The organism is Streptomyces sp. NBC_00306 (assembly GCF_036169555.1).
In the GTDB taxonomy this organism is placed as follows: domain Bacteria; phylum Actinomycetota; class Actinomycetes; order Streptomycetales; family Streptomycetaceae; genus Streptomyces; species Streptomyces achmelvichensis.
In genome coordinates this window covers 7,059,122-7,084,586 of sequence record NZ_CP108032.1, presented here as the reverse complement: position 1 = coordinate 7,084,586, position 25,465 = coordinate 7,059,122, and the positions used below count along the sequence as shown (strand labels likewise).

The following is a 25,465-nucleotide window of genomic DNA, read 5'->3' as shown; positions in this document are numbered from 1 at the left end:
GTGGGCCTCACCCCTGGAGCAGGATGACTTCCAGGGTGCGGGGGCCGTGGACGCCCTCGACGCGGTCCAGTTCGATGTCGCTGGTGGCGGACGGACCGGAGATCCAGGTCAGCGGGCGGGTCGGGTCCAGGCGCGGCATCGCCTGCGGCACCGAGGCGACGACCTGCTCGGGGACGCGGACGACGCAGATGTGCAGATCGGGGACGAGGGTGAGTGTCCGGCGGCCCTGTCCGGGGCCGGCGTCGAGCACGATCGTGCCGGTCTCGGCGATCGCCAGCGCGCATCCGCTGACCACGGCGTCGGTCGCGTCGAGTTCGTACGCCGTGAGCGGTCCGTCGTCGCTGCGCCGTTCGGCTGCGGTGGCCGCGAGCCAGTCCTCGGGCAGGCCGTCCGGCACCGCGACCGACCGTGCTCCGTGCCCGTCCAGCAGGTCGCCGATCAGTCCCGGCAGCGCCGCCGGCGTACTGCGGTGCACGATCGCCCGGTAGTCGGCGAGGTTCTCGTGCAGCAGGTCCAGGACGAGGGCCGGGTCGTCCGGTGTGTGGGTGGCGAGATAGTCGCGTGCGGCTTCCGGCACGTCGGGCGCGTCGCCGACGGCGGCTCGGATCCGCCCGAGGATGCGGTCACGTGAGGAGGTCATCCGCGGTTCTTCTTCCACCAGTCGCGGAAGGATTCCGCGGGCACTTCGGGCAGGTCCCTGCTCGCGGTCCATCCGCCGGCACCCGGCGGTTTCGCCGGATGGAATCTGCGGGTCCTCGAAGCAAGACGTTCACCGGCGGCGAGGGCGCCGGGGTGGTTGAGCACCCAGCCCGCCGCCATGATGGCGGCCTTCTCCAGCCGGTGTCCCTTGCCGCCCTTCTGCGCGACCGACTCCCGCAGATGGACGAGGACTTCGGGGATGTCGATGGCGACGGGACAGACCTCGTAGCAGGCGCCGCAGAGCGAGGAGGCGTACGGCAGGGAGGCGTCGATGTCGCTCTGGATGCCGCGCAGTTGAGGGCTGAGGATGGCGCCGATGGGGCCGGGGTAGACCGAGCCGTAGGCGTGACCGCCGGCGCGCTCGTACACCGGGCACACGTTCAGGCAGGCGGAGCAGCGGATGCAGCGCAGCGCCTGCCGGCCGACCTCGTCGGCGAGGGTGTCGGTGCGGCCGTTGTCGAGCAGGACCAGATGGAAGGTCCGCGGCCCGTCGGCGTCCGCCGTCCCGGTCCACATGGACGTGTAGGGGTTCATCCGCTCGGCCGTCGAGGAGCGCGGCAGGGTCTGGAGAAAGACTTCGAGATCCTGCCAGCTGGGCACGACCTTCTCGATGCCGACGACGGAGATCAGGGTCTCGGGCAGGGTCAGACACATGCGTCCGTTGCCCTCGGATTCGAAGACGACGAGCGTTCCGGTCTCGGCGACCATGAAGTTGGCCCCGGAGACGCCCACCTTGGCGCGCAGGAACTTCTCGCGGAGGTGGAGCCGGGCCGCCTCCGCGAGTTCGGCCGGGGTGTCGGACAGTCCGTCGGGCGCCGCCCGCCCCCAGTCCGCCATCCGGCTGCGGAAGATGTCGCGGATCTCGCCGCGGTTGCGATGGATGGCGGGGACGAGGATGTGGGAGGGCCGGTCGTCACCGAGCTGCACGATCAGCTCCGCCAGGTCCGTCTCGTACGCGGCGATGCCCTCGGCCTCCAGTGCTTCGTTGAGGCCGATCTCCTGCGTCGCCATGGACTTGACCTTGACGACCTCCCGTTCGCCGGTGGCCTTGACCAGATCCGCGACGATGCGGTTGGCCTCGTCGGCGTCGGCGGCCCAGTGCACGACGCCGCCCGCCGCGGTCACCCGCTCCTCCAACTGCACCAGATACCGGTCCAGGTGACGGAGCGTGTGGTCCTTGATCTGCTTGCCCGCCTCCCGCAGCAGCGACCAGTCGGCGAGCTCCGCGACGGCCTTGGCCCGCTTGTCGCGGATGGTGTGGGTGGCGTGCCGCAGATTGGCCCGCAGCGTCACGTCGTGCACCGCCTCCTTGGCGGCGGCGGGGAAGGACGGCATACCGAGATACGTCCCGCTCATACGTGGGGCTCCTCTTCCGTCGCGCTGAGGATCTCGGCGATGTGCAGCGCCCGCAAGGGCTCGTCCTGGCGGCGGATGATGCCGCCGATGTGCATCAGACAGGAGTTGTCCGCGCCGCACAGGACGGAGGCCCGGGTGGCGACGGCGTTGCGGACCTTGTCCTGACCCATGGCGGCGGAGACATCGGGGTTCTTGACGGCGAAGGTGCCGCCGAAGCCGCAGCACTCCTCGGCGCCGGGGAGCTCGCGCAGCTCCAGGCCCTTGACCGCTTCGAGGAGCCTGCGGGGTCTGTCCCCGAGCCGCAGCAGGCGCAGGCCGTGGCAGGAGGGGTGATAGGTCACGGTGTGCGGGAAGTACGCTCCGACGTCGGTGACCCCGAGGACGTCGACCAGGAACTCCGTCAGTTCGTACGTCCGCGACGGCAGACCCGTCTCCCCGAACTCCGGATAGTGGTCGCGCACCATCGCCGCGCACGACCCGGACGGGGTGACGACGTACTCGTACTCCTCGAAGACCCGGGCCGTCCGCTCGACCAGGGGCCGAGTCTCGCGGCGGTACCCGGTGTTGAACTGGGGCTGTCCGCAACAGGTCTGCCCGGCCGGGAAGTCCACCTCCACTCCGAGCCGTTCCAGGAGCCGCGTGGTCGCGATGCCGGTGGCCGGAAACATCGCGTCGTTGACGCAAGTGACGAAGAGTGCGACACGCATGGTCGGAGGATATGCCGCGACCGCGGACCCCGGTAGGTCCCGCGATCAGCCGGATGGGGCAGACTCGGCGGGGTGAGGAAGATCTATGTGATCGGCATCGGGGCGGGCGACCCCGACCATCTGACGCTCCAGGCCGTCAAGGCGCTGAACAAGGCGGATGCCTTCTTCATCCTCGACAAGGGTGAGGACAAGGCGGATCTGACCCGGCTGCGCCGGGACATTCTCGACGCGCACATCGACGACCCCGGATACCGGCTCGTCGAGGCCCGCGATCCGGAGCGGGACCGTCAGACATCGGACTACTCCCCCGCCGTCGACGACTGGCGCCGCCGCCGCGCCGATCTCTACGAACGGTTCATCGCCGAGGAACTGGCCGACGACGAGTGCGGGGCCTTCCTCGTCTGGGGCGATCCCGCGCTCTACGACTCCACACTCGGCATCCTGGAGGAGATCCTGGAACGCGGCGCGGTCGCCTTCGACCACGAGGTCGTTCCCGGCATCAGCAGCGTCTCCGCCCTGCTCGCCCGGCATCGCACCGGCCTGAACCGGGTCGCGCGCCCGGTGCAGATCACCACCGGCCGACGGCTCGCCGAGGGCTGGCCGGAGGGGGTGGACGACGTGGTGGTGATGCTCGACGCCCGGCAGGCGTTCACCCGCCATCTGGACCAGGACCTGTACATCTACTGGGGCGCGTACGTGGGCACGGAGGACGAGATCCTGGTGTCGGGCCGGCTGTCGGAGGTGTCGGACCGCATCGAGGAACTACGGGCGGCGGCGCGCGCCCGCAAGGGCTGGATCATGGACACCTATCTGCTGCGGCGCGGCTGAGCAGCGCGAGCACTCCGCGTACGTCCTCGGCGGCCGGTACGCCTTCGGGCACGGGCGGCCGGCGGACCACCACGACCGGCAGCCCCAGCGACCGGGCCGCTTCGAGCTTGGCCGCGGTGGCCGGTCCCCCGCTGTCCTTGGTGACCAGCACGTCGATGCGGTGGGTCCGCATCAGGTCCAGCTCGCCGTCGACGGTGAACGGGCCCCGTGCCAGGACCGTCTCGGTGTGCGGTGGCAGGGGCGGTTCGGGGAGCTCCACGGACCGTACGAGGAAGTGCAGTTCGGCGAGGCCGGCGAAGGCGGCGAGCCCGAGCCGTCCGGTGGTGAGGAAGATCCGCTGCCCCAGGGCCGGCAGCTGCGCCGCGGCGTCGTCGAGGGAGAGCGCGTCGTGCCACCGGTCCCCGGGGCCGGAGTGCCAGCCGGGCCTGCGCAGGGCGACGAGCGGGATGCCGGTGAGCGCAGCGGCCCGGGCGGCATGGGTGCTGATCACGTCCGCGAACGGATGGGTGGCGTCCACGACGGCGTCCACGCGCTCGGCCCGCAGCCAGGCGGCCAGTCCCTCGGCTCCGCCGAATCCGCCGATGCGCACGTCACCGGCCGGCAACCGCGGCCGTGCCACCCGCCCGGCGAGCGAGGTGGTGACCCGGGCGCCGCCGGGCACGGCGAGCTCGGTGGCGAGCTGCCGCGCCTCGGCCGTGCCGCCGAGGATCAGGATGTGCGTGCCGGTCATGGCCCCGAGGCTACGTCGCCGCGGCTCGCAAGCCCGACCGAGGGCCCCGGGGAGCCCCGGCCGTTCAGTGGACGAGGTGCAGGGCTTCCGGTGAGCGGTGGATCAGCGTGGGGAGCATCACCGGCGCCGGCCGGTCCTCGTCGATGCGCAGCCCGGGCATACGGCGCGTGAACAGGTCCAGGGTGAGCCGCAGTTGTTCCCGGGCGAGCCGGGAGCCGGGGCAGCCGTGCGGCCCGTGCCCGAAGGCCAGGTGCTGCCGCGAGAGTGGGCGGGTGATGTCGAAGACGTCCGCCCGCTCGTGGCGCCGTTCGTCCCGGTTGGCCGGTCCGTACGCCACCAGCAGCGTGGCGCCCTCGGGCAGCTCGGTCCCGGCGACGGTGACGGGCCGCGTGGTGACCCGCCGGAAAGCCTGCACGGCGCTGTCGTAGCGCGCGGCCTCCTCGACCGCGGCCGGGATCAACTCGGGTTCCGCGCAGAGCAGTTCCCACTGGCGGCGGTCGCTCAGAAGATGCAGGAAGGTCGTGCCGACCAGCGCGGTGGTGGTGAGATGTCCGGCGATCAGAAAGTTCTGGAGTTCGGAGACGAGTTCGTGGCGCTGGTCGAGGGTGAGTTCGCCGTCACCGGGCGCGAGCGCCGCGACCATGTCGGAGCAGAGGTCGTCGCGGGGGTTCTCGCGCCGGTCGCGCACATAGCCGTCCAGGAGTCTCTGCAGGGCGACGATGTCCTGGGCGGCGCTGATCTGTTCGTCCGGTCCGAGTGGGCGGAACAGGAGTTGCTCGGCGCGGTGGCCGCCGTACACGACGGCCGGTACGTCCACCGGGTCGAGGCCGATCAGCCGTCCGACGACCTGGCCGGGCAACTGCCGGGCGTACGTCTCCATCAGTTCGAATCGCCCGTCCGCCGCGAAGCTGTCGACGAGCGTCCCGGCGCGCTCGACGGCGAACGGCACCAGGGCGGCGACCCGCGCGGCCGACATCCCCCTGCTGAGCGGAGCCCGGTGGCGATGATGGGCCTCCCCGTCGCTGGACACCACGGTGGGGCGGCCGCCGAACCCCCGGCCGAGGATCTCCAGGGCCGGCGGTGAGGGCAGCACGTCGGGCAGGAGGGCCCGCCGCGAGGAGAAGTCCTCCGGTCTGCGCAGGACCTCCCGTACGTCCTCGTCCCGCGCGACCAGCCAGGCGTCGACCTCGGGGACGAAGGTCAGGCCCTCGCTCCGGCGGGCTCGCTCGTACAGCGGATAGGGGTCGCGGTACAGGTCGTCGAGCCTGGCGTGATCGGCTCTGGCCACGCGGCGCCTCCGGGGCGGCAGAAGGACCGGCGGCCGGCCACCGGTCGGTCCGGCCATGGTGCACCCGCGCGGAAGGTAGCGGAAAGTACGCCCGCCGGTGAGGGTGCCGTTCTCGGACGGTCATCGGAGCAGGCGCACGAACGGCTGTCAGAACAGCAGCAGTTGGAGACCGCCCAGCACGGTCGCCGCGATGACCAGCCGTTCGAAGAGCACCTGGTCGATGCGGTCCGCGCACCATTTCCCGAGCATCGCTCCCGGCAGGACGAACAGGACGAGGACCGCGTCCAGCAGGAGCGAGGTCCGGTCGATGAGCCCGAGACCCACGCTGAACGGCACCTTGGACACGTTGACGATCAGGAAGAACCACGCGGACGTGCCCAGGAAACCCAGCTTCCGGAAGCCCGCGGAGAGCAGATACAGGGACATGACCGGACCGCCCGCGTTGGCGACCATGGTGGTGAACCCGCTGAGCACCCCGTACGAACGCGCCTTCAGCCGGCCCCGCCGCCGGCTCTCCGACGACGACGGCTCCTCATCCCCTCCCGAGCGGCGGCGCAGTGCGGTGACGCCGGCCATCAGCAGCAGAATCGCCCCGATCGAGGTACGCACGACCTGGTCGTCGGCCCAGAACAGGAACACGGTGCCGACGACGACGCCCGCGGCGACCGCCGGGAACAGCCGCAGCAGCGTCGGCCAGTGCGCGTGGCGCCGATAGGTGAGCACCGCGACCACGTCGCCGGCGATCAGGATGGGAAGGAGGACGCCCGTCGACTCCCGGGCGGGGAGTACGGCGGCGAAGACCGCCAGGCTGACGGTGTTCGCCCCGCTGACCGCCGTCTTGGAGAAACCGACCAGCGCGGCCGCGGCGGCGAGCGCGACCAGTCCCCAGCTCACAGTGATGTCCATGCCAGGAACCGATGGTACGGCCACGGAAAACCGAACAGGCCGTATCGGATGATTCCGATACGGCCTCCGACCTGCGAAGTCGCTGGTCGGGACGACAGGATTTGAACCTGCGACCCCTTGACCCCCAGTCAAGTGCGCTACCAAGCTGCGCCACGTCCCGGTGCCCGTCTGACCTGGGGTTTCCCCCGGCCGAACGCGCATGAGAACAATACCGCACTTCCCCGGGTGGTCACGAACCGCTTTCCGCACGGACGGCGCATACCGGACCGGCCCACAGAAGCGCTTGACCTCAACCAAAGCTGAGGTTGCACGGTGGTCCTCATGACGACGACATCGACCACGCGCACAGCGATCTCACCGGACGCCGACGCAGCGCCCGGGCGGGCAGCACGGGATCTCGACGCACCCGGACTCGTCGCGCCGCACCTCGACGCATCGGACCTCGACGCATCGGACCTCGGAGCGCCCGACCTCGACACATCGGATCTCCATCGACTGATGGCCCTGATGACCGGCGACGAGAAGCACGGACCCGCGGCGACGTCCACGCTCGACGCCCTGTGGGTGCTCTACGACCGCGTCCTGCGTGTCTCGCCCGCCACCGCAGACGCACCCGGCCGCGACCGGTTCCTCCTCTCCAAGGGGCACGGCCCGATGGCGTACTACGCGGTCCTCGCCGCCAAGGGCTTCTTCCCCGAGGCGTGGCTGCCCGGCTTCGGCTCGTACGACTCACCTCTCGGGCATCACCCCGACCGGACGCTGGTGCCCGGGGCCGAGATCGGCAGCGGCTCACTCGGGCACGGGCTGCCCCTCGCCGTCGGCACCGCGCTCGGGCTGCGGGCCCGCGGCCTTACCGATCCGCACGTATGGGTCCTGATCGGGGATGCCGAGCTCGACGAGGGCAGCAACCACGAGGCCATCGCCTATGCGGGGCCCGCCGGTCTGGAGCGGCTGCACACGCTCGTGATCGACAACTCCTCCGCCACCCACGGCTGGCCCGGCGGCATCGCCTCCCGGTTCGAGGCCGCCGGCTGGTCGGCGCAGACCGTCGACGGCCGGGACCACGAGGCGCTGCACGCCGCGTACATCGCCCCGCATCCGGGGCGGCCGCGGGCCGTCGTCGCCCGCGTCGAGCCCAAGAACGCCTGAACCACCGCAGCGCCCGGACCACCGCACACGGACACACCACGAGGGGATTCTGATCATGGACACGATGCGTGACCGGTTCATCGCGACCACGAGCCGCCTGCTGGACGAGGACGCGCGGCTCGCCGTCGTGCTCGCCGAGATCAGCAGGGACGGCTTCGACGGGGCGCACCGCAGGCACCCGGACCGCGTGATCAACGTGGGCATCAGGGAACAGCTGCTGGTCGGGGTCGGCGGCGGCATGGCTCTCGCCGGAATGCGCCCGGTCATGCACACCTTCGCGAGCTTCCTGGTGGAGCGGCCCTTCGAGCAGGTGAAGCTCGACTTGGGCCACCAGGACGCGGGCGGCGTGCTGGTGAGCGCCGGCGCGTCCTACGACTGGCCGGCGGGCGGCTTCACCCATATGTCACCGGGCGACGTGGCGCTGCTCGACACCCTGGAGGGCTGGACGGTCCATGTACCCGGCCATCCGGACGAGGCCGAGTCGCTGATCCGGCACGCGGTGGCGGGGGACGACCGGGTGTACGTCCGGTTGTCGCTCCAGTCGAACGCGCAGGGGCTCGATGTCGACGGCGCCCGCTTCCTCCGCGTACGCGAGGGGGCCGCCGGCGTGGTCGTCGCGGTCGGCCCGATGCTGGACAACGTCCTCGCCGCCACGGAGGGTCTCGATGTGACCGTGCTCTACGCCACCACGGTGCGGCCCTTCGACGGCGGGGCGCTGCGCGCGGCGGTGGCCGGTGCGCGGGCGGCGGACGTCGTGCTCGTCGAGCCCTATCTCGCGGGCACCTCGACCACCGCCGCCAATGACGCCCTCGCGGACCTGCCGCACCGGGTCCTCGGCCTCGGCGTCTCCCGCGAGGAACTGCGCCGCTACGGCTCCCTGGACGAGCATCTGACAGCGCAGGGCCTCGACGCGCAGGGGCTGCGCGAGCGGATCAGCGGCTTCCTCGGACGCGGGCGGTAGCCCTCGGCCGTCTCCCTCGGCCGGTCGGAGGCCGGCCTTCAGCGCTCTTCCGGCACCGACAGACCGGGGTGCGCGGCCAGCAGCTTCTTCGGAGCGGCCTGGCGCCAGGAGTCGAGGAGGATCGCACGGAGTTCCTCCTCGTCCTCCAGCGCCGCCAACCGCACGCGCAGCCAGGGCCACTGGTCGTCGTGGCCGACCTGGATGAAGAACTTCTCGGGCTCGGCGGCGATCAGCTGCTCGCGGTCATCCCTCGGGCACTTCACCCCCAGCACCTTGTCCTCGTCGTCCAGCGAGGCGAACAGCTTGCCCTTGTCCACACGGAACGTGGGCAGGCCCCAGGAGAGCTTCTCCAGCGCCCCCGGCAGGGAGAGCGCGATTCTGCGTACGTCGTCGGAGGTCGCCATGGGACGACCGTACGACGCCGCACCGACACTCGCCTCGCGGCCGCCCAACTCCCCCTGCACTGAGGCCCGATCGCCCCACACGGGCCGCTCCCGACCCATTGACCCCCTGTGAGGCCGGAACCTACGCTGTGCGACGTATCTAGAAAGCGCTTTCTAATTCACGGTCCGCACACCAGCCACCGGGAGCGCAATGAGCAGGCATCGCACACGGCTCCGCCGGAGAATCCTCTTCCATTCCACCGTCGTCACGGCACTTCTCGCGCTCGTCGTCGGGCTCGGCCTGGCCTCGCCCCCGCGGGCCGAAGCGGCCGCGGCCTACCGGGTCCTGGTCTTCTCCAAGGTCACCAACTTCACCCATGACTCCATCCCCGCCGGGATCGAGGCCGTCGAGAAGCTGGGCAGTGAGAACGGCTTCGAGGTCGAGGTCACCGACGACGCCGCCGCCTTCACCGACGCGAACCTCGCGCGCTTCCAGGCGATCGTCTTCAACAACACCAACTCCACGCCGGAGTCCGGGGATCTGCTGGATGCCGCGCAGCGTGCCGCGCTCCAGAAGTACGTCCGCGGCGGTGGCGGCTGGGTCGGTCTGCACGCGGCCTCGGCCAGCGAGCGCGACTGGACCTGGTACGAGGGTCTCGTCGGCGCCATCTTCGACAAGCACCCCGCCGTCCAGACCGGGCGGGTCAAGGTTCTCGACCAGGCGCACCCCTCCACCAAGGGTCTCCCGGAACTCTGGGAGCGCTCGGAGGAGTGGTACAACTGGCGCACCAACCCCACCGGCAAGGTCCACACGCTCGCGCAGATCAAGGTGCGCGACGGCATCACCGGGCTCGACGAGGGCGTCGATCATCCGTGGTCCTGGTGCCAGAACTACGACGGCGGCCGCTCCTGGTTCACCGCCGGCGGGCACGACAAGGCCGCCTTCGACGAGGCCGCCTTCCTCAAGCATCTGCTCGGCGGCATCCAGTGGGCCGCGGGCGACAAGCCCGGTGACTGCACCGCGGGCAAGACAGGTGCCTTCCAGCGCACGCCGCTCGCCACCAGCGATCTGGCCGACCCCTTCGAACTGGCCGTCGCGCCCGACCGCCGGGTGTTCTTCATCCAGCGCACCGGCAAGGTCAAGGTGATCGACCAGCAGACGCTCAAGGTCACCACCGCACTGGACTTCGCCTACACCCCGGAGATGACGAGCCAGTCCGACGGTCTCCTCGGCCTGGCCCTGGACCCCGGCTTCGCCGAGAACCACTGGCTGTATCTCCTGAACTCCGACAAGACCGAGAAGCGGATCAATCTGTCGCGGTTCACCGTCACGGGCAACACGATCGACCCCGCCTCCGAGAAGCGGCTGCTCGCCATCCCCACCCTGCGGGGCGAAGGCCGGGCCAACTCCCACATGGCCGGCTCGATCGCCTTCGACAAGCACGGCGAGCTCTACATCGCGACCGGGGACAACACCGACCCCTTCGCCTCCGACGGCTTCGCGCCCATCGACGAGGGTGAGGGCCGCCGCGCCTGGGACGCCCAGGGCACCTCGGGCAACACCAACGACCTGCGCGGCAAGGTCCTGCGCATCACGCCGAAGGACGAAGGGACGTACAGCATCCCGGAAGGCAACCTCTTCGCGCCGGGTACCGACAAGACACGTCCCGAGGTCTACGCGATGGGTATGCGCAACCCGTTCCGGATCACCACCGATCCGCAGAGCGGTGCGCTGATGGTCGCGGACTACGGTCCCGACGCCCGTGAGGCCAAGGCGGACCGCGGGCCCGAGGGGACGGTCGAGTACACCCGGATCACCAAGGCCGGAAACTTCGGCTGGCCGTACTGCATCGGCAACAACACCCCCTTCAACGACTACGACTTCACGACCAAGACGCCGGGGCCGAAGTTCGACTGCTCCGCCCCGGTCAACGACTCCCCCAACAACACCGGGCTCAAACAGCTGCCACCGGCCCAGCCGGCCACCGTCTGGTACGCCTACTCCGCATCGCCCGAATTCCCCGAGCTGGGAACCGGTGGCGGCGGGCCGATGAGCGGTCCGGTCTACGACTACGACCCGGCGAACACCTATCGCACCAAGTTCCCGGAGTACTTCGACGGGAAGTGGCTCAACTACGAGCTCACCCGCACCTGGTTCAAGGCGTTCTCGTTCCAGCAGAAGGACCAGACGTTCACCGATCCGCGCTTCGCCCCGGCGAAGGCCGGTGATCTGCACTCCATCAACGGGATCTTCGGCGACATGAAGTGGAACCAGCCCTTCGACGCGGACTTCGGGCCCGACGGAGCGCTCTACGTCATCGACTTCGGTCTCGGCAGCGGCACCGGCCGCGGCGGCAGCAACGAGGGCTCGGGCATCTACCGCATCGACTACGTCGGTGACGACCGGCTGCCGGACGCCAAGGTGACGGCCACGCCCGACAGCGGGAAGGCACCGCTGACGGTGAAGTTCTCCAGCGCGGGATCGGGCCTGCCGAACGGCACACCCGTGACGTATGCCTGGGACTTCGACGGGAACGGCACCACCGACTCGACGACGGCCAACCCCACCCACGTCTACCGGACCAAGGGCCGTTTCACCGCCCGGCTGACGGTCACCACGCCCGGGAAGCTCAGCGGCCTCGCGGTCACCGACATCACCGTCGGCAACTCCCGGCCCGAGGTGACCATTCAACAGCCCCCGAACGGCGGGATGTTCAGCTTCGGCGACACGATCCCGTTCAAGGTCAAGGTCACGGACCGCGAAGACGGAGAGATCGACTGCTCGCGGGTGGTCGTCCAGTCGCAGCTCGGCCACGACTCGCATCTGCATCCGCTGGACAACTACACCGGCTGCGCCGGTGAGATCCGGACGGACGCCGGTGACAGCCACGGGCCCGGCCAGAACCTCTACTACGGCATCACCGCCCAGTACGAGGACAAGGGAGCACCGGGCGCACCGGCGCTCACGGGTTCCACCTCGCTCACCCTGCGCCCCGCCCTGCGCGAGGCGGAGCACCACACCTCCACCGGCGGCGCCCACGGCGGTGCGGTGGTGGCGAGCCGCGCGGACGCCTCCGGCGGCAAGCGGCTGACCGAGATCGAGGACGGCGACTGGATCCGCTTCGATCCCGTGCACCTCAAGGGGATCGACTCGGTGACGGTCGGCGCGGCCTCGGGCGGGCTCGGCGGTACGGTCGAGTTCCGTTCCGGATCACCTACCGGCTCCCTCCTCGGCAGCGTGAACGTGCCCAACACCGGCGACTGGGGCAATGTCGTCTCACCCACGACACCCCTGAAGTTCGCGGGGATCAGCGCGCCGCTGTACGCGGTCTTCTCCAACCCGCAGTGGAGCGCCGACAAACCGGACCTGTTCGCCGTGGACTGGCTGCACTTCAACGGACGCGGCGTCGAGAAGCACCCGGGGACCAAGGTCACCGTGCAGGCGGCTCCGGCCACCGGCACCGCGCCCCTCGCCGTCCAGCTGACGAGCACCGTGAAACCTCTCGCGGGCCGCACCATCGCCTCGTACCACTGGGACTTCGGTGACAACACCAAGCCCACCGCCCCCGAGGGCGCGACGGCCGCGCACAGCTACACCAGGCCCGGTACGTACACCGCGCATCTGACCGTCACCGACAACGAGGGCGACACCACCAGTGCTTTCGCCCGCGTCACCGTGAGTTGAGGCAGGAGCAGAGATGAGAGGAGCTGACATGAACGGCACCCGACGCGCCTTCCTCGGAACCGCTCTGGGCGCGGCCGCGGCGACCGCCCTGGGCACGCCCGCCCAGGCCGCCGAGACGGGCCGGTGCCGGCGGCGCATACCGCCGTCCGGCCTCGGCATGCACCTGTACACGATGCGCACCCCGCTGGCGACGGACTTCAAGGGCACCCTCGCCCGGCTCGCGGACATCGGCTACGCGACGGTCGGTGTGAGCGGCCGGCACGGCAACACCGCGGCCGCGATCCGGACCATGCTGGACGAGACCCGTCTGAAGGCGGTGCTCGAGCACGTGGGGTACGACATTGTCCGCGGCAGCGGTCTGCCGCAGGCCCTGGAGGACATCCACACCCTCGGCGCCCGGTGGATCGTCGTCCCGAGCCTGCCCGGCGCCATGCACACCCCGGCGGGATTCCGGGAAGCGGCACGGGAGTTCAAAAAGGCCGGGCTCGCGGCCCGCGAGGCCGGACTCGGTCCGCTCCTGTTCCACAACCACGGCCTGGACCACGAGGTCGTCGAGGGCGAGAACCTGTACGACATCCTGCTGAAGGAGACCGACCCGCACCTGGTCGGATTCGAGCTCGATGTGTACTGGGCGGCCAAGGGCGGCGCCGACCCACGGTCGCTGTTCGTGCGCCACCGCCGGCGCTTCCCCGCGCTGCACGTCAAGGACATGGCTCCGAACGGCGACTTCGCCGACGTCGGTTCCGGCGTCCTCGACTTCCGCTCGATGTTCGGGACGGCGGACAGCGGCGGCGTACGGCAGTGGCTGGTCGAGCACGACTCACCGGCCGACCCGTTCGCCACGGCCCTGAACAGCTACCGGTACCTCTCCCGGCTGAGGTACTGACGGCGGCAGGCCGGCACGCCACTGGGCCTCGCACCCCTTCGTCGGGGTGCGAGGCCCAGTGGCGTTGATCCGTGCGCCGGTCCGCGGACCCACGCGAGGCGCCGTGCGCTCCGTCCGTCAGTCCGCGGCGGAGGCCGCACCGAGCAGATGGCGGATGTGACTGGTGGCCTCCCGGAACTCCGGACGCCCCATCGTGTCGCTGTAGTTGCGCTCGGCCGGCAGCCCCACCTCGATGATCTCGGTGATGGTGCCGGGCCGCGGGCTCATCACCACCACCCGGTCGGCCAGGTAGCAGGCTTCCGAGATGGAGTGGGTGACGAGCAGCACGGTGGTGCCCGTCTCCCGCCAGATCCGGTTGAGTTCCACGTTCATCTGCTCGCGGGTCAGTGCGTCGAGCGCTCCGAACGGCTCGTCCATCAGCAGCACCGGCGGTTCGTGCAGCAGCGCGCGGCACAGCGCCACCCGCTGCTGCATACCGCCGGAGAGCTCGTGCGGATAGGCGTCTTCGAAGCCGCCGAGGCCGGTCATGGCGATCAGCTCGTCGACGCGCCGCCGGGCGGTCGTGCCCGGCATCCTGCGCATCTCGGCCTGGAGCAGGATGTTGCGGCGGGCGGAGCGCCACTCCAGGAGGGCCGCGCGCTGGAAGACGTACCCGATGTCGTGGCGCGGGCCGCGCACCTGCTCGCCCGCCAGCCGGACATCGCCGGCAGACGGCTTCAGCAGACCGGCGACCAGCTTGAGTAGGGTGGATTTCCCGCAACCCGAGGGACCGACGATGGCGACGAACTCGCCGGGCGCGACATCGAGGGAGACGCCCTCCAGCGCGGTGACGTCCCGGTTCTTGGTGCGGAAGCGCACGGCCACGTCGGCCAGACCGACCGCCGCCGTCTGCCGCTCGTCCTTGTCCAGCTGCACTGCGGGCTCCCGCACCGTCGTCTCTCTCGCCATCGTCATCCCTTCATTGCCGTGGCGCTGTCCCAGTACTCCGCCACGGCCTTGGGGCTCTTGACCAGGCCGGCCTCGGAGAAGACGTCGATCGTCTGCTGCCAGTCGGCATCGGTGTTGACGCCCGGTGCCTTGCCCTGGGTCGCCTGGGTGTGCAGCAGGGTCAGGGTCGTCTTGAACTGCTCCGACAACACCTCCTTGGGCGGGAGTTGCTCGCTCGCGCCGTCCATCGCGCCGACGGCCGGGTCGGGTGACTTCTCGGCGGCGGCGAAGGACTCGCTGACCGCCTTGGCCATGCGGGCGGCCACGTCCTTCTTGGTGGTCAGGAAACGCTGCCCGGTGATGAGGCCGTTGGAGTAGAAGTTGAGCCCGTTCTCGGAGAAGCGCAGATACGCGACCGGCTTCTTGGCCTTGTTCTGCATGGTGGGGCCCTGGTCGCTGGCGTAGCCGAGCAGCCCGTCCGTCTTGCCGGAGATCACCGCGGCGATCTTGCCCGCCGGGTCGGTGTTCTGGACCTTGACGTCCGACTCCTGGAGGTTGTTCTTCTTCAGGAAGATCGGGAACGTCTTGGAGAGCGCGTCGCCCGCGGTGCCCGCGATGGTCTTGCCCTTGAGGTCGGCGGGGGCCTTGATGCCCTGCGACGCGAAGAACTGCACGGAGGACGGCGTGGTCTGGAGGAAGACACCGAGGCTCTTGACCTTGACGCCGGAGTCGACGCCGGAGAGCACCGCGGGAGTGTCCGCCCAGCCGAAGTCGGTCTGGCCCGCGCCGGTGGCCTGGACGGTCTTCTGGGACCCCTGTCCGGCCTGGATGGTGAGGTCGATGCCGTGCTTCTCGAAGATCTTCTGCTGCTTGCCGTAGTAGAACGGCGCGTGCTCGCCGTACGGGTACCAGTTGAGGGTCAGGGTGACCTTGTCGAGCTTCTTGCCCGAGTCACTGGTGCTCTTGTCGGAGCCGTCCTCACCGCAGGCCGTGGCGACCAGGAGCAGCGGAACGAGGCCGATCAGAACTCTGCGCGCAGTCATGGCTGGTCCTTCTCGTCAGCGTGGGTCGTGCGGGATCAGTAGGCGGTGGTGGCACCGGAGTCCCGGCGGCTGGCGTGCCACGGGAGCAGGAACTTCTCGGCGATCTCGACGAGGACGAAGAGGATCACGCCGATCAGCGACATCACGAGCAGTCCCGCGAAGAGCATCGGGGTGTCGAGGTTGCCGTTGGCCTGGAGGATGACGTAGCCGAGTCCCTCGTTGGCACCGACGAACTCGCCGACGACGGCGCCGGTGACGGCGAGCGTGACCGCGACCTTGAGGCCGGAGAAAAGGTGCGGGAGGGAGGCGGGGAAGCGGATCTTGACGAAGGTCTGCCAGGAGTTCGCGCCCATCGTCGACGACAGCTGGAGCATCTCCGGGTCGACCGCCTTGAGTCCGGTCACCATCGAGATGACAACGGGGAAGAAGGCGATCAGCACGGCGATCAGGATCTTCGGGGCGATGCCGAAGCCGAGCCAGACGACGAACAGCGGCGCGATGGCGATCTTGGGAACGACCTGGGCGAAGAGCAGGATCGGATAGAGCGTCTTCTCGACGGTCGTCGAGTAGACCATGATCACCGCGGCGGCGACGCCGACGACGACGGCGATCAGGAAGCCGAGCAGCGTCTCGTAGGTGGTCACCCAGGTGTGCTGCCAGAGGTAGTCGGTCTTGCCGGTCAGGACGTCGAGCGTCGCGCCGGGCGAGGGGACGAGGTAGGGCTCGACCAGTTCGGCCGCGGCGATCACCCACCACGCGCCGAAGCAGACCAGCAGCAGCGCCACGGGGCGCCAGCTCCGGTCCAGGGCGCGAGTGATCCGCTCCCCCGTTCCCGGCTTGTTCCGCTGGGCAACTCCCGCCACTTTCTCGGGTGTTGCGTTGATGACGCTCTGGCTCACGGGTCAACTCCTCCGGTCTCCGGAGCGGCTAAGAAGCCATCTCATTTGGGTGACTCGGTAGTCTGTGAGTCATGGTGGGGATCGTTGAGCGGTTGGTGCCGGACGAGTTGTGGGAGTTGTTCCAGCGGGTGGTACCGGAGGCGCCGTCGCGGCCGCAGGGCGGTGGTCGGCGTCGGCACGGCGACCGGGAAGTGCTGGCGGCGATCGTCTTCGTGGCGACATCGGGTTGCACCTGGCAGCAGCTGCCTTCGGCGTCGTTCGGCCCGTCCGGAGCGACCGCCCACCGGCGGTTTGCGGAGTGGTCCAAGGCCAGGGTGTGGGCCAAACTCCACCGCCTGGTCCTCGACGAACTCGGTGCCCGCGGCGAGCTGGACTGGTCGAGGTGCGCGATCGACTCGGTGAACATGCGGGCCCTGAAAAGGGGGACCTGACAGGTCCGAATCCTGTCGACCGGGGCAAGTACGGCTCGAAGATCCACCTGATCACGGAACGATCGGGTCTGCCCATATCCGTCGGCATTTCCGGGGCCAATCTGCACGACAGCCAGGCCCTGATCCCGCTCGTGAAGGGCATCCCGCCCATCCGCTCGCGCCGCGGCCGGCGACGGCGCAAGCCCGCCAAACTCCACGCCGACAAGGGCTACGACTACGCCCACCTGCGGAAATGGTTACGCACGCGCGGCATCACCCACCGCATCGCCCGCAAGGGAGTCGAGTCCTCACAACGGCTGGGCCGCCATCGCTGGACCGTGGAACGCACCATGGCCTGGCTCGCCGGCTGCCGCCGCCTCCACCGACGCTACGAACGCAAAGCCGACCACTTCCTCGCCTTCACCAGCATCGCCTGCACCCTCATCTGCTACCGCAGACTCGCCAAATGAGATGGCGTCTAAGAAGAGCTGTGGACTGACATCTGCGGAAAACGCTTTCAGAAAGCGCTTTCTGGTAAGGTGTCGCCACGCTAATGACTGCCTGTACGCACGGTCAATAGGTCGTCCCGAAGTTTCGGGGGGTGCGGTGAGTGAACGGCAAGCAACACCCGTCCATGTGACGCTCGACGTCGTCGCGCGGCAGGCCGGGGTCTCCCTGGCCACGGCCTCCCGCGCGCTCAACGGGACCACACGGGTCCGGGAGGACCTGCGCCGGCGGGTCCGCGCGGCCGCGGATCTGCTCGGCTACATACCCAACGCCCATGCCCAGGCGCTCGCCAGCGCCTCCAACAACACGGTCGGACTGATCTGCCACGACGTCGGCGACCCGTACTTCGCCGCGATCGCCGCCGGAGTGATGCGCGCGGCCGCCGAGCAGGACCTCCTCGTCATGCTCGCCAGCACCTTCCGGGAACCCGAGCGCGAGATCGCGTACGTCTCCACGCTCCGCGCACAGCGGGCCCGCGCGATCCTGCTCATCGGCTCGGGCTTCCAGGACCGCGCCTGGGAGCGGGCCCTCGCCGCCGAACTCGAACCGTACGTCCGCGCCGGCGGCCGGGTCGCGGTGGTGAGCCGGCACCGCAGCCTGCGGGTGGACGCCGTGCTGCCCGAGAACCGCGCCGGCGCGGCGGCCCTGGCGCGTGCTCTGCTGGGCCTCGGGCACCGGGAGTTCGCCGTGCTCAGCGGCCCGCCGGAACTGACCACCGTCTCCGACCGGCTGGCGGGCTTCCGTGACGGCCTTGCCGGGGCCGGTGTCACGCTGCCCCAGGAGCGCGTCGTGGAGGGCCCGTTCACCCGCGACGGGGGATACGCGGCCGCACGCGAGCTGTTGACCCGGCCCACCCGGCCGACCTGCGTCTTCGCCGTCACCGACGTGATGGCGGTCGGGGCACTCGCCGCCTTCCGGGAGGAGGGCGTACGGGTCCCCGAGGACATCTCCCTGGCGGGCTTCGACGACATCCCGCTCGTACGGGAGCTCTCACCGCCCCTGACCACCGTCGCCCTGCCGCTCGCCGCGATGGGGCAGCAGGTCATGGCCCTGGCCCTGCGGGAGCCACGCGGACCGCGCTCACGTGTGGTGCGGGCCGGCGGCGAGGTCGTCCTGCGGGCCAGCGCCGCGCCACCTCCCCCCGATTCCCTTGCGGAAAGGACTCGTCGATGACCGCGCACAGCCCGCTGACCGAACGGAGCACCTCCCCCGTGCAGGCCACGATCGACCGTGTCGAGACCTTCGCGGTCGCGCTGCCGACCCGCCGTTCCTTCGGCGTCTCGGGCGGGGCCGTCGCCGTCGCCGGACAGCCCTCGATACGGGTGCTGGTGAAGGTGACCGCGGACGGGGCGCACGGCTGGGGCGAGGCCACGCCGCTGCCGGCCTGGACCTACGAGACGGCCGAGTCCATCGTCACCACCATCGACCGCTATCTCGCACCGGCCGTCATCGGCACTCCGGTCTGGAATCTCGACGCCGTCGACCGCGCCTTCGATCGGGCGATCAACCGCGGCTTCACCATCGGGGCCCCCCTCGCCAAGAGCGCGGTCGACACCGCCCTGCACGACCTGCTGGGGCGGGCCGCCGGCGTACCGCTCGGCGTGCTGTGGGGACAGCGCCGGTCGGAGACGATCGAGCTCGGGTGGATCGTGTCCGGACAGTCCCCCGCCGAGGTCGGCGACAGCGTGGCGGAGGGATCGGACGCAGGCCACCGTGCGTTCAAGGTCAAGATCGGGCTCCATGACGAGGACACGGACGCCGCCGTGGTGGCCGCTGTGCGCGAGCACGCGCCGGGCGCCCCGGTGTGGGTGGACGCGAATCAGGCGTACACGGTGGATGCCGCACTGCGCATGGCCCGGCGGCTGGACGAGATCGGCATCACCGCCTTCGAACAGCCGCTGCCCGCCAACGACATCGCAGGGCTTCGCCGGCTGCGCGAGCACTCCCCCGTGCCGGTGGCCCTCGACGAGAGCCTGCGCCACCCGACCGATCTGGCGACCTTCGTACGCCTGGAAGCCGTCGACGTGGCGATCGCCAAGGTGCAGCGCAGCGGCGGACTCACCCTGTCGCGCCGACTGTGTTCGCTCGCCGAGGACTGCGGGGTGCGGCTGATGGGGTCGGGGCTCACCGACTCTGATCTGGGGCTGGCCGCGTCGCTCCATCTGTTCTCGGCGTACGGCATCGACACCCCGGTCGACCTGAACGGGCGGCAGTTCATCGATTCGCCGTACGCGGGTGAGACCGTACGGGTGGAGAAGGGCGTGGCCCGTGTTCCCGACGCGCCGGGTCTCGGCGTCGAGGTCGACGAGGCGGTGGTGCGCGAGCTGGCCGTCGACGTACTGGAGCGCCGGGCGTAACCCGGGGCGGGCGTCGCGCGTAGCGGGGCCCTGTCAGGCCGAATACGCCGGTGCATGCGCCCCTGGCGCCCCGTGCACGCCCCACGCGCCGAAATGCACCGCTGTACGCGGGCAGCGCCGGGCCGCCCGCCGCGAGCCCGGTCCGGCCGTGCCGCTTCCCGCCCGGAGCCTTGCCGTAGCGGTCCTCCCGGTGCGCACGGATGCCCGCTTCGGGGCCCGTTCGCCAGCAGCGGCTGTCCCTCAGTGCCATATGCCTACGAAACCTTTGCCGTTGGCATGTGGCAGAAAGAAGTACACGGGGAATGCCGTACCGCAGTACCGGACGGGCCACCACCACGCGCAACCCACCATCCCTCAACCCATCGACGGCCGGCATCAGGACACCGTCGGCGTCGCTCCTGTGCCACGTGCAACTGATCAACACGACCACATGGCGGGCCTGTTCGGGACGGGACCACTGCCGATGCACCACCTGCTCGAACAACCGCCCGAGCAGGCGTTTCGCAGAGGAGGGCTCGCGTTGGACGGCTACTTCGCCAGTCGGCTGCATCATCAACTACGCGCAGAGGTACGGCGCTTCGCGGAGAGGGAGGTACGCCCCAGAATCCCCGCCATGGAGGCTGCCCGCTCGGTCCACCACGATCTGTCCCGGCTCATAGCCCGGCAGGGCTGGCTGGGGGCGACGATCAGCCGAGGCCACGGCGGCATGGGCGCGGGACACCTCGCCAAGACGATCATCATCGAGGAGCTGGCCCGCGTCAGCGGAGCCATGGGCGCGATGGTGCAGGCCTCCCAGCTGGGCGTGGCCAAGATCGTCCACTTCGGCAACGAGACACAGAAGAAGACCTGGCTGCCCGCCATCGCCGCCGGCGAGTGTCTGCCGACGATCGCGGTGACCGAACCCGAGTCGGGGGGCCATGTCCTCGGCATGAGTGCCACCGCGGTACGGGACGGTGACGACTACGTCCTGAACGGCCGGAAGGTGTACGTCGGCAACAGTCATGTGGGCGATCTGCACGGCGTGGTGGTGCGGACCGGCTCCGGATCGGGCGGTCTGACCGCCTTCCTCGTCGAGTCGGACCGCCCCGGTGTGCGTGTCGGCGACCAGCGGCCGACGATGGGTCTGCACGGCTTCAGCTTCGGCGAACTCCACTTCCACGACTGCCGGGTGCCCGCGGCGAACCGGCTCGGCCGGGAAGGCGACGGTCTGGCCGTGGCGTACTCCTCGAGCGTGCTGTACGGACGCGCGAACCTCACCGCCGTCTCGCTCGGCATCCACCAGGCGATCCTGGACGAGACGACCCGGTTCTGCGAGCAGCGCCGGCGCTACGGCAAGCCCCTGCACGAGCTGCCGACCATCAAGCTGAAGCTCGGCAAGCTCCAGTCACGGCTCATGACCGCCCGGCTGGCCGCCTATCACGCGGTGCATCTCCTCGACGCGGGCCTGCCGTGCGACGCGGAGCTGATGAACGCCAAGCTCATCAATGTGGAGTCGGCCATCGACTCGGCCCGCAACGCCATGGAGATCCACGCCGCCGCCGGGCTCTTCACCGACCGGCCCATCGAGCGCTATCTGCGGGACGCGCTGCACATGTTCGCCCCCGCCGGCACATCCGACGTCCAGCTGCTCCGCCTCGCGGAAGTGGCTCTCGGGACGGCGAAGGGCCAGTGGTCTCAGAGGCTGTCCGAGGTGGTCGGACTGGAGCCGGCGGTGTGAACGGGACCTCCGTACCGGCCCGGTCCGCCCGAGGCGTACCGGGCCGGGCACCGCCCTGCCCACGTGGGCCTGGCTCTAGATACCGCTGTCCTCGCGCCGGTGGATCTGGTCGACCAGCTCCGCCGCCAGGGACTTGATGGTCTCCAGCCCCGCCCTCCCCCAGGGGCGCGGCTCGGTGTCCACCACGCAGATCGTGCCCAGCGCGATCCCCGAACGGTCGATCAGCGGCGCACCCAGATAGGAGCGGATGCCGATCTCGTCCACCACCGGGTTGCCGGCGAACCGCGGGTAGTCGCAGACGTCTTCGAGGACGAGTGCCTTGCGCCGTACGACGACATGCGGGCAGTAGCCGTGGTCACGGGCCATGAAGCGATTGACCTCGGCGCCGCCCGACGCGGCCGCCGCGCCCAGGTCGCTGCCGCTGTGCGTGCCCGCCGGGGTGTGCAGTCCGGCGAAGAACTGCCGGTTCTCGTCGATGAAGTTGACCATGGAGTACGGAGCGCCGGTCACCTCCGCGAGCTTGCGGGCGAACTCGTCGAAAGCCTGGTCGGGCCGCTCCCCGAGTCCGAGCTGGCGCAGCCGCCGGACGCGCGTGGGCGCCTCCCGGTCGACGGGCGTCAGCAGCAGATGGCCGGTCGGGTCGTAGGTCATGTCGGTGCTCCGTAGCTCGGCGCCGGAGCCGGCACCGCGGTGGTGGTGAGCAGATGCTGGACGAGGGTGACCAGGGTCCCGATCCCCGAGCTGGCGATCCGCGCGTCGCACAGCATGACGGGCACCTCCGGCTTGAGGTCGATCGCGGCCCGCACCTCTTCGGGTTCGTAGCGGTAGGCGCCGTCGAACTCGTTCACGGCGACGACGAACCCGATGCCGCGCCGTTCGAAGAAGTCGACGGCGGAGAAGGAGTCCTCGAGTCTGCGCGTGTCGGCAAGGATGATCGCGCCGAGCGCCCCTTCGGAGAGCTCGTCCCACATGAACCAGAAGCGCTCCTGACCCGGTGTGCCGAAGAGGTACAGCACATGGCGCTCGTCCAGGGTGATCCGGCCGAAGTCCATGGCGACCGTGGTGGTGGTCTTGGACTCGATGCCGTCGAGGCTGTCCGTCGCCGCCCCGACCTGGGTCAGCAGCTCCTCCGTGCTGAGTGGTTCGATCTCGCTGACCGCTCCCACGAAGGTCGTCTTGCCCACCCCGAACCCGCCCGCTATCAGGATCTTGAGCGCGGTCGGAAAGAGGACTTCCACGTCAGAGCCGTCGTCGTAGGCCATCGAGCACTGCCTCCAGCAGAGAGCGGTCGGTGGATGCGTCGTTGCAGCGCGGAGCCCGGGCGGTCACCGCACCGCAGTCCACGAGGTCGGAGAGCAGCACCTTGGTGACGACGGCCGGCAGTCGCAGATGCGCCGAGATCTCGGCGACGGAGGTCGGCCCGCCGCACAGCCCGAGCGCGGTCGCGTGCTCGGGCCCGAGGTGCGTCTGGGGCACCGTGCCGGTGGCCATCACCAGGGAGAGCAGATCCAGCGTGGCCGTCGGGCGGGTACGTCCGCCGCTCACCGTGTAGGGGCGGATGAGGCGGCCTGCGGCGTCGTCGAGCAGCGGCCCGTCCGTGGGGGACGGCACGTTCACGGCCCCGCGACGCCGGTCGCCCCGGCCGCCTGTCTGGCAGGCGTGGCGAGGTACGGCCGCACGCTCTTGACCAGCATCGCCATCTCGTAGCCGAGGACGGCGGCGTCCGCCTCACGGCCCGCCAGCACGGCCAGACAGGTCCCGGAACCGGCGGTGGAGACGAACAGCAGCGTGCTGTCGAGTTCCACGACCACCTGACGCACCTCTCCCCCGTCGCCGAAGCGCGTTCCGGCGCTGCGGCCGAGGGAGTAGAGGCCCGACGCGAGGGCTGCCATGTGGTCGGCACTGTCGTGGTCCAGGCCGTGTACGGATTTCACCAGGCCGTCCGAGGAGAGCAGTACCGCGTTGCGGGTGTACGGCACGCGCTGGACCAGGCCGCTGAGCAGCCAGTCGAGGTCCGAGACATGGCCGTTCGGCACATCGCTCGCCATGTGCATCTACTCCTTGGGGGTGTTGTCGTGGCGCTGCGGTTCGCCCCGCCGGACGGAATCCGCGGGGGGCTGCGCCTCGGCCAGTCCGATGCCGCGCTGGAAGGCGGCCATCAGACCGGGGTCGTGCAGGGCGTGTTCGTCGTCCTTGCGGGGCGGTGGGGGGTTCTTGAGCTGCGGAACGAGGTGCTCCTGGCTGCGCCGCCTGGGTAGTTGGGGCCGGCCCATGGTGCCGCGCACCACCCCGGGGGGCCGGGTGCCCGGCGCGGAGGCCGTCTCACCGGCGGGAGGGCCCTGGGAGGGTCCCGCGGCGCTGAAGCCCGGGGGTGCCTCGGCGGGATTGGGGCGGTCGGGGTGCGCGGCCCGGACGGGCAGGGGTGCCGCTGCGCCGGGTGTGGCGTGGGCCGGCTGCGGCTGGTGCTGCGGTTGCGCGGGGTGGTGCTGCGGCGGAGGCGGTTGATGCTGTTGTGGTGGTGGTGCCTGCGGCCGCTGGTGCTGTGGCGCCTGATGCTGTGGCTGTAGCTGCCGGGGAATCGCGGGCGGCGAGGTCGCCTGGGTGACGGTCGGCTGCGCCCTGCGGCGGCGCCCGCCGCCCTCGGGCGCGGCGGCGGTGGAATCGGTGGTATCGGACTGCTGGAGTCCTCCCGGCTCGGTGCCGAGCAGTCCTTCCGGCAGGACGAGGGTGGCCTGCACTCCGCCGTAGATGTTGGACTGGAGCCGTACCGCGATGCCGTGCCGGCGAGCGAGCGCCGAGACGACGAACAGACCGATCCGCCCGTCCTGGAGCAGATGTGCCACGTTGACCTGGTCGGGGTCGGCGAGCAGAGCGTTCATCTTGGTCTGCTCACCGAGGGGCATGCCGAGTCCGCGGTCCTCGACCTCGACGGCGAGACCGGCCGTGACGTGCTGGGCGCGCATCAGCACCTGGGTGTGCGGCGCGGAGTACAGCGTGGCGTTCTCCACCAGCTCGGCCAGCAGATGGATGACGTCGGCGACCGCGTGGCCGCGCAGGGTGCCGTCGATGGGCGGCACCAGCTTGACCCTCGGGTACTGCTCGACCTCCGCGATCGCGGAGCGCAGCACCTCGGTCATGGTGACCGGGTTGGACCACTGCCGGCGGGAGATCGCGCCGCCGAGGACCGCGAGGTTCTCCGCGTGCCTGCGGATACGCGTCGCGAGGTGGTCGACGTGGAAGAGGCCCTTGAGCAGCTCGGGGTCCTCGACCTCGTTCTCCAGCTCGTCGAGGAGCTGGATCTCGCGGTGGACCAGCGACTGGAGCCGCCGGGCGAGATTGACGAAGACCTCGACCTTCTGTTCGTTGCCGACGCTGCTGGACAGCCGGGATGCCTGCACCACGGCGGCGACCGCGGCCTCGTGGGAACGGCCCAACTCGTGCGTGAGCAGGTCGAATTCGTCACCGCGCTGTGCCGCGGGCAGCGCCGGACGGGGGGCCGGCGGGCCTTCGCCCCGGCGGAGCCGGTCGACCACGGTACGCAGGTCCGCCTGGCTGCGGGCGGTGGTGCGGCGCAGTGCCGCGCACCGGTCGAGCACCGACCGGGCCATCCGGTCCGCGCCGAGCGCCGCGGCGGCCACGGCCGCTATCGCGAGCGCCGCCGAGCCGGTCAGCACGACCCAGAGACCGCCGGACGGCTGAGGCGTGGCCGAGCGGATGGTGAAGATCACCGCGGCGGCGCCGCTCAGCGCGGCGACCAGGGCCGGCAGCACCGCCGTACGCAGCAGTTGCGGGCGTATGCGGGTTTCCGGCGACGACGGCGCGGAATGCTGTCTGCCCGCCGGTGAGGCGGAGCGGGCGGCAGTCCGGCCGTGGCGCCCGCCCTCGCGGCGGTCCGGCCGCGCGGCAGGTGCGCGTAGTTGAGACATCAGCGTCCTTGGTACGTGGGGTCCCAGGATTCGGCGTGCATGGGGTCGGCACGGTTCAACGACGGCCCGGGAATGGCGATATGAGCCCACCGTTGATCACC

24 protein-coding genes and 1 tRNA gene are annotated in these 25,465 nt (G+C 70.4%); 9 read left to right on the top strand and 16 right to left on the bottom strand.

Annotated elements, in window-relative coordinates; all coding sequences use genetic code 11:
* Positions 1-7: 7 nt before the first annotated feature.
* The 3 genes from OHA05_RS31650 to OHA05_RS31640 are packed head-to-tail and all read right to left on the bottom strand — an operon-like array spanning position 8 to position 2,762.
* Entirely contained in the window at positions 8-640 is a 633-nt protein-coding gene (locus OHA05_RS31650; RefSeq protein WP_328862419.1) for a LutC/YkgG family protein, read from the bottom strand.
* Positions 637-2,055, bottom strand: coding sequence for a LutB/LldF family L-lactate oxidation iron-sulfur protein (locus OHA05_RS31645; protein ID WP_328862418.1), 1,419 nt, complete (start codon positions 2,053-2,055; stop codon positions 637-639). Before OHA05_RS31645 ends, OHA05_RS31650 begins: the two co-directional genes overlap by 4 nt.
* Positions 2,052-2,762, bottom strand: coding sequence for a (Fe-S)-binding protein (locus OHA05_RS31640; RefSeq protein ID WP_313942837.1), 711 nt, complete (start codon positions 2,760-2,762; stop codon positions 2,052-2,054). Before OHA05_RS31640 ends, OHA05_RS31645 begins: the two co-directional genes overlap by 4 nt.
* Before the next feature lie 72 nt (positions 2,763-2,834).
* On the opposite strand from OHA05_RS31640, the gene cobF reads away from it, so the two are divergent.
* Positions 2,835-3,590, top strand: a complete 756-nt coding sequence (gene cobF, locus OHA05_RS31635) for a precorrin-6A synthase (deacetylating) (protein WP_328862417.1) — start codon at positions 2,835-2,837, stop codon at positions 3,588-3,590.
* Here cobF and OHA05_RS31630 read toward each other — a convergent pair.
* The 4 genes from OHA05_RS31630 to OHA05_RS31615 form a co-directional block, all read right to left on the bottom strand.
* Positions 3,559-4,320 carry a cobalt-precorrin-6A reductase gene (locus OHA05_RS31630; RefSeq protein WP_328862416.1) on the bottom strand — a complete coding sequence of 254 codons (762 nt, stop codon included), beginning with the start codon at positions 4,318-4,320 and terminating at the stop codon, positions 3,559-3,561. The two genes, cobF and OHA05_RS31630, sit on opposite strands and share 32 nt — an antisense overlap.
* 64 nt (positions 4,321-4,384) lie before the next feature.
* Entirely contained in the window at positions 4,385-5,608 is a 1,224-nt protein-coding gene (locus OHA05_RS31625; RefSeq protein ID WP_328862415.1) for a cytochrome P450, read from the bottom strand.
* 147 nt (positions 5,609-5,755) lie between these two features.
* The gene (locus tag OHA05_RS31620; protein WP_313942841.1) at positions 5,756-6,514 is read right to left on the bottom strand and encodes a sulfite exporter TauE/SafE family protein; all 759 of its coding nucleotides are present in this window, start codon (positions 6,512-6,514) and stop codon (positions 5,756-5,758) included.
* 83 nt (positions 6,515-6,597) lie between these two features.
* Positions 6,598-6,674 (bottom strand) — tRNA-Pro (locus tag OHA05_RS31615).
* Between the two features lie 338 nt (positions 6,675-7,012).
* Here OHA05_RS31615 and OHA05_RS31610 point away from each other — a divergent pair.
* Both OHA05_RS31610 and OHA05_RS31605 read left to right on the top strand, forming a co-directional pair.
* The gene (locus tag OHA05_RS31610; protein ID WP_313948790.1) at positions 7,013-7,663 is read left to right on the top strand and encodes a transketolase; all 651 of its coding nucleotides are present in this window, start codon (positions 7,013-7,015) and stop codon (positions 7,661-7,663) included.
* A gap of 55 nt (positions 7,664-7,718) precedes the next feature.
* Complete coding sequence (locus tag OHA05_RS31605) at positions 7,719-8,624, top strand: transketolase family protein (protein ID WP_328862414.1); 906 nt, start codon at positions 7,719-7,721, stop codon at positions 8,622-8,624.
* Positions 8,625-8,662: 38 nt separating this feature from the next.
* Here OHA05_RS31605 and OHA05_RS31600 read toward each other — a convergent pair whose 3' ends face one another.
* A complete protein-coding gene (locus tag OHA05_RS31600; RefSeq protein WP_328862413.1) occupies positions 8,663-9,028 on the bottom strand; it encodes an MmcQ/YjbR family DNA-binding protein in 366 nt (121 codons plus the stop codon).
* Positions 9,029-9,218: 190 nt separating this feature from the next.
* On the opposite strand from OHA05_RS31600, the gene OHA05_RS31595 reads away from it, so the two are divergent.
* Together OHA05_RS31595 and OHA05_RS31590 are read left to right on the top strand one after the other, a co-directional pair.
* A complete protein-coding gene (locus OHA05_RS31595; RefSeq protein WP_328862412.1) occupies positions 9,219-12,692 on the top strand; it encodes a ThuA domain-containing protein in 3,474 nt (1,157 codons plus the stop codon).
* 28 nt (positions 12,693-12,720) lie between these two features.
* A complete protein-coding gene (locus OHA05_RS31590; protein WP_328862411.1) occupies positions 12,721-13,578 on the top strand; it encodes a sugar phosphate isomerase/epimerase family protein in 858 nt (285 codons plus the stop codon).
* 117 nt (positions 13,579-13,695) lie between these two features.
* On the opposite strand, the gene OHA05_RS31585 is transcribed toward OHA05_RS31590, so the two are convergent.
* From OHA05_RS31585 to OHA05_RS31575, 3 genes are read right to left on the bottom strand one after another with little or no spacing between them, the layout of a single operon-like run.
* Positions 13,696-14,532, bottom strand: coding sequence for an ABC transporter ATP-binding protein (locus OHA05_RS31585; protein WP_413777702.1), 837 nt, complete (start codon positions 14,530-14,532; stop codon positions 13,696-13,698).
* Positions 14,529-15,548 carry an ABC transporter substrate-binding protein gene (locus OHA05_RS31580; protein ID WP_328862410.1) on the bottom strand — a complete coding sequence of 340 codons (1,020 nt, stop codon included), beginning with the start codon at positions 15,546-15,548 and terminating at the stop codon, positions 14,529-14,531. Before OHA05_RS31580 ends, OHA05_RS31585 begins: the two co-directional genes overlap by 4 nt.
* A 35-nt stretch (positions 15,549-15,583) precedes the next feature.
* The gene (locus OHA05_RS31575) at positions 15,584-16,447 is read right to left on the bottom strand and encodes an ABC transporter permease (RefSeq protein WP_313942847.1); all 864 of its coding nucleotides are present in this window, start codon (positions 16,445-16,447) and stop codon (positions 15,584-15,586) included.
* 71 nt (positions 16,448-16,518) lie between these two features.
* Between OHA05_RS31575 and OHA05_RS31570 the strand changes: the two genes are divergently transcribed.
* From OHA05_RS31570 to OHA05_RS31555, 4 genes are all read left to right on the top strand, one after another.
* A protein-coding gene (locus OHA05_RS31570) for an IS5 family transposase (RefSeq protein WP_443043805.1) occupies positions 16,519-17,327 on the top strand; the annotation gives its coding sequence in 2 pieces (ribosomal slippage) (positions 16,519-16,867 and positions 16,867-17,327; 810 coding nt in all).
* A 166-nt stretch (positions 17,328-17,493) separates the two neighbouring features.
* Positions 17,494-18,537, top strand: a complete 1,044-nt coding sequence (locus OHA05_RS31565) for a LacI family DNA-binding transcriptional regulator (protein ID WP_313948792.1) — start codon at positions 17,494-17,496, stop codon at positions 18,535-18,537.
* On the top strand, positions 18,534-19,721 hold the full coding sequence (locus OHA05_RS31560) for a mandelate racemase/muconate lactonizing enzyme family protein (RefSeq protein WP_328862408.1): 1,188 nt from the start codon (positions 18,534-18,536) through the stop codon (positions 19,719-19,721). Before OHA05_RS31565 ends, OHA05_RS31560 begins: the two co-directional genes overlap by 4 nt.
* A 520-nt stretch (positions 19,722-20,241) precedes the next feature.
* The gene (locus tag OHA05_RS31555) at positions 20,242-21,438 is read left to right on the top strand and encodes an acyl-CoA dehydrogenase family protein (protein WP_313948793.1); all 1,197 of its coding nucleotides are present in this window, start codon (positions 20,242-20,244) and stop codon (positions 21,436-21,438) included.
* A 75-nt stretch (positions 21,439-21,513) separates the two neighbouring features.
* On the opposite strand, the gene OHA05_RS31550 is transcribed toward OHA05_RS31555, so the two are convergent.
* The 5 genes from OHA05_RS31550 to OHA05_RS31530 are packed head-to-tail and all read right to left on the bottom strand — an operon-like array spanning position 21,514 to position 25,364.
* On the bottom strand, positions 21,514-22,089 hold the full coding sequence (locus tag OHA05_RS31550; RefSeq protein ID WP_328862407.1) for a GAF domain-containing protein: 576 nt from the start codon (positions 22,087-22,089) through the stop codon (positions 21,514-21,516).
* Entirely contained in the window at positions 22,086-22,700 is a 615-nt protein-coding gene (locus tag OHA05_RS31545) for a GTP-binding protein (protein ID WP_313942850.1), read from the bottom strand. Before OHA05_RS31545 ends, OHA05_RS31550 begins: the two co-directional genes overlap by 4 nt.
* Entirely contained in the window at positions 22,678-23,049 is a 372-nt protein-coding gene (locus tag OHA05_RS31540; RefSeq protein WP_313942851.1) for a DUF742 domain-containing protein, read from the bottom strand. Before OHA05_RS31540 ends, OHA05_RS31545 begins: the two co-directional genes overlap by 23 nt.
* Positions 23,050-23,051: 2 nt before the next feature.
* Positions 23,052-23,486, bottom strand: coding sequence for a roadblock/LC7 domain-containing protein (locus tag OHA05_RS31535; protein WP_313942852.1), 435 nt, complete (start codon positions 23,484-23,486; stop codon positions 23,052-23,054).
* A 6-nt stretch (positions 23,487-23,492) separates the two neighbouring features.
* Positions 23,493-25,364: a sensor histidine kinase gene (locus OHA05_RS31530; RefSeq protein ID WP_328862406.1), complete on the bottom strand. Its 1,872-nt coding sequence runs from the start codon at positions 25,362-25,364 to the stop codon at positions 23,493-23,495.
* Between the last annotated feature and the right edge of the window lie 101 nt (positions 25,365-25,465).

Bases quoted from the DNA above. Each gene is read 5' to 3' on its own strand.
- OHA05_RS31650 (WP_328862419.1), bottom strand. From the start codon at position 640: ATGACCTCCTCACGTGACCGCATCCTCGGGCGGATCCGAGCCGCCGTC.
- OHA05_RS31645 (WP_328862418.1), bottom strand. From the start codon at position 2,055: ATGAGCGGGACGTATCTCGGTATGCCGTCCTTCCCCGCCGCCGCCAAG.
- OHA05_RS31640 (WP_313942837.1), bottom strand. From the start codon at position 2,762: ATGCGTGTCGCACTCTTCGTCACTTGCGTCAACGACGCGATGTTTCCG.
- OHA05_RS31630 (WP_328862416.1), bottom strand. From the start codon at position 4,320: ATGACCGGCACGCACATCCTGATCCTCGGCGGCACGGCCGAGGCGCGG.
- OHA05_RS31620 (WP_313942841.1), bottom strand. From the start codon at position 6,514: ATGGACATCACTGTGAGCTGGGGACTGGTCGCGCTCGCCGCCGCGGCC.
- OHA05_RS31610 (WP_313948790.1), top strand. From the start codon at position 7,013: ATGGCCCTGATGACCGGCGACGAGAAGCACGGACCCGCGGCGACGTCC.
- OHA05_RS31605 (WP_328862414.1), top strand. From the start codon at position 7,719: ATGGACACGATGCGTGACCGGTTCATCGCGACCACGAGCCGCCTGCTG.
- OHA05_RS31600 (WP_328862413.1), bottom strand. From the start codon at position 9,028: ATGGCGACCTCCGACGACGTACGCAGAATCGCGCTCTCCCTGCCGGGG.
- OHA05_RS31595 (WP_328862412.1), top strand. From the start codon at position 9,219: ATGAGCAGGCATCGCACACGGCTCCGCCGGAGAATCCTCTTCCATTCC.
- OHA05_RS31590 (WP_328862411.1), top strand. From the start codon at position 12,721: ATGAACGGCACCCGACGCGCCTTCCTCGGAACCGCTCTGGGCGCGGCC.
- OHA05_RS31585 (WP_413777702.1), bottom strand. From the start codon at position 14,532: ATGACGATGGCGAGAGAGACGACGGTGCGGGAGCCCGCAGTGCAGCTG.
- OHA05_RS31580 (WP_328862410.1), bottom strand. From the start codon at position 15,548: ATGACTGCGCGCAGAGTTCTGATCGGCCTCGTTCCGCTGCTCCTGGTC.
- OHA05_RS31560 (WP_328862408.1), top strand. From the start codon at position 18,534: ATGACCGCGCACAGCCCGCTGACCGAACGGAGCACCTCCCCCGTGCAG.
- OHA05_RS31550 (WP_328862407.1), bottom strand. From the start codon at position 22,089: ATGACCTACGACCCGACCGGCCATCTGCTGCTGACGCCCGTCGACCGG.
- OHA05_RS31545 (WP_313942850.1), bottom strand. From the start codon at position 22,700: ATGGCCTACGACGACGGCTCTGACGTGGAAGTCCTCTTTCCGACCGCG.
- OHA05_RS31535 (WP_313942852.1), bottom strand. From the start codon at position 23,486: ATGGCGAGCGATGTGCCGAACGGCCATGTCTCGGACCTCGACTGGCTG.
- OHA05_RS31530 (WP_328862406.1), bottom strand. From the start codon at position 25,364: ATGTCTCAACTACGCGCACCTGCCGCGCGGCCGGACCGCCGCGAGGGC.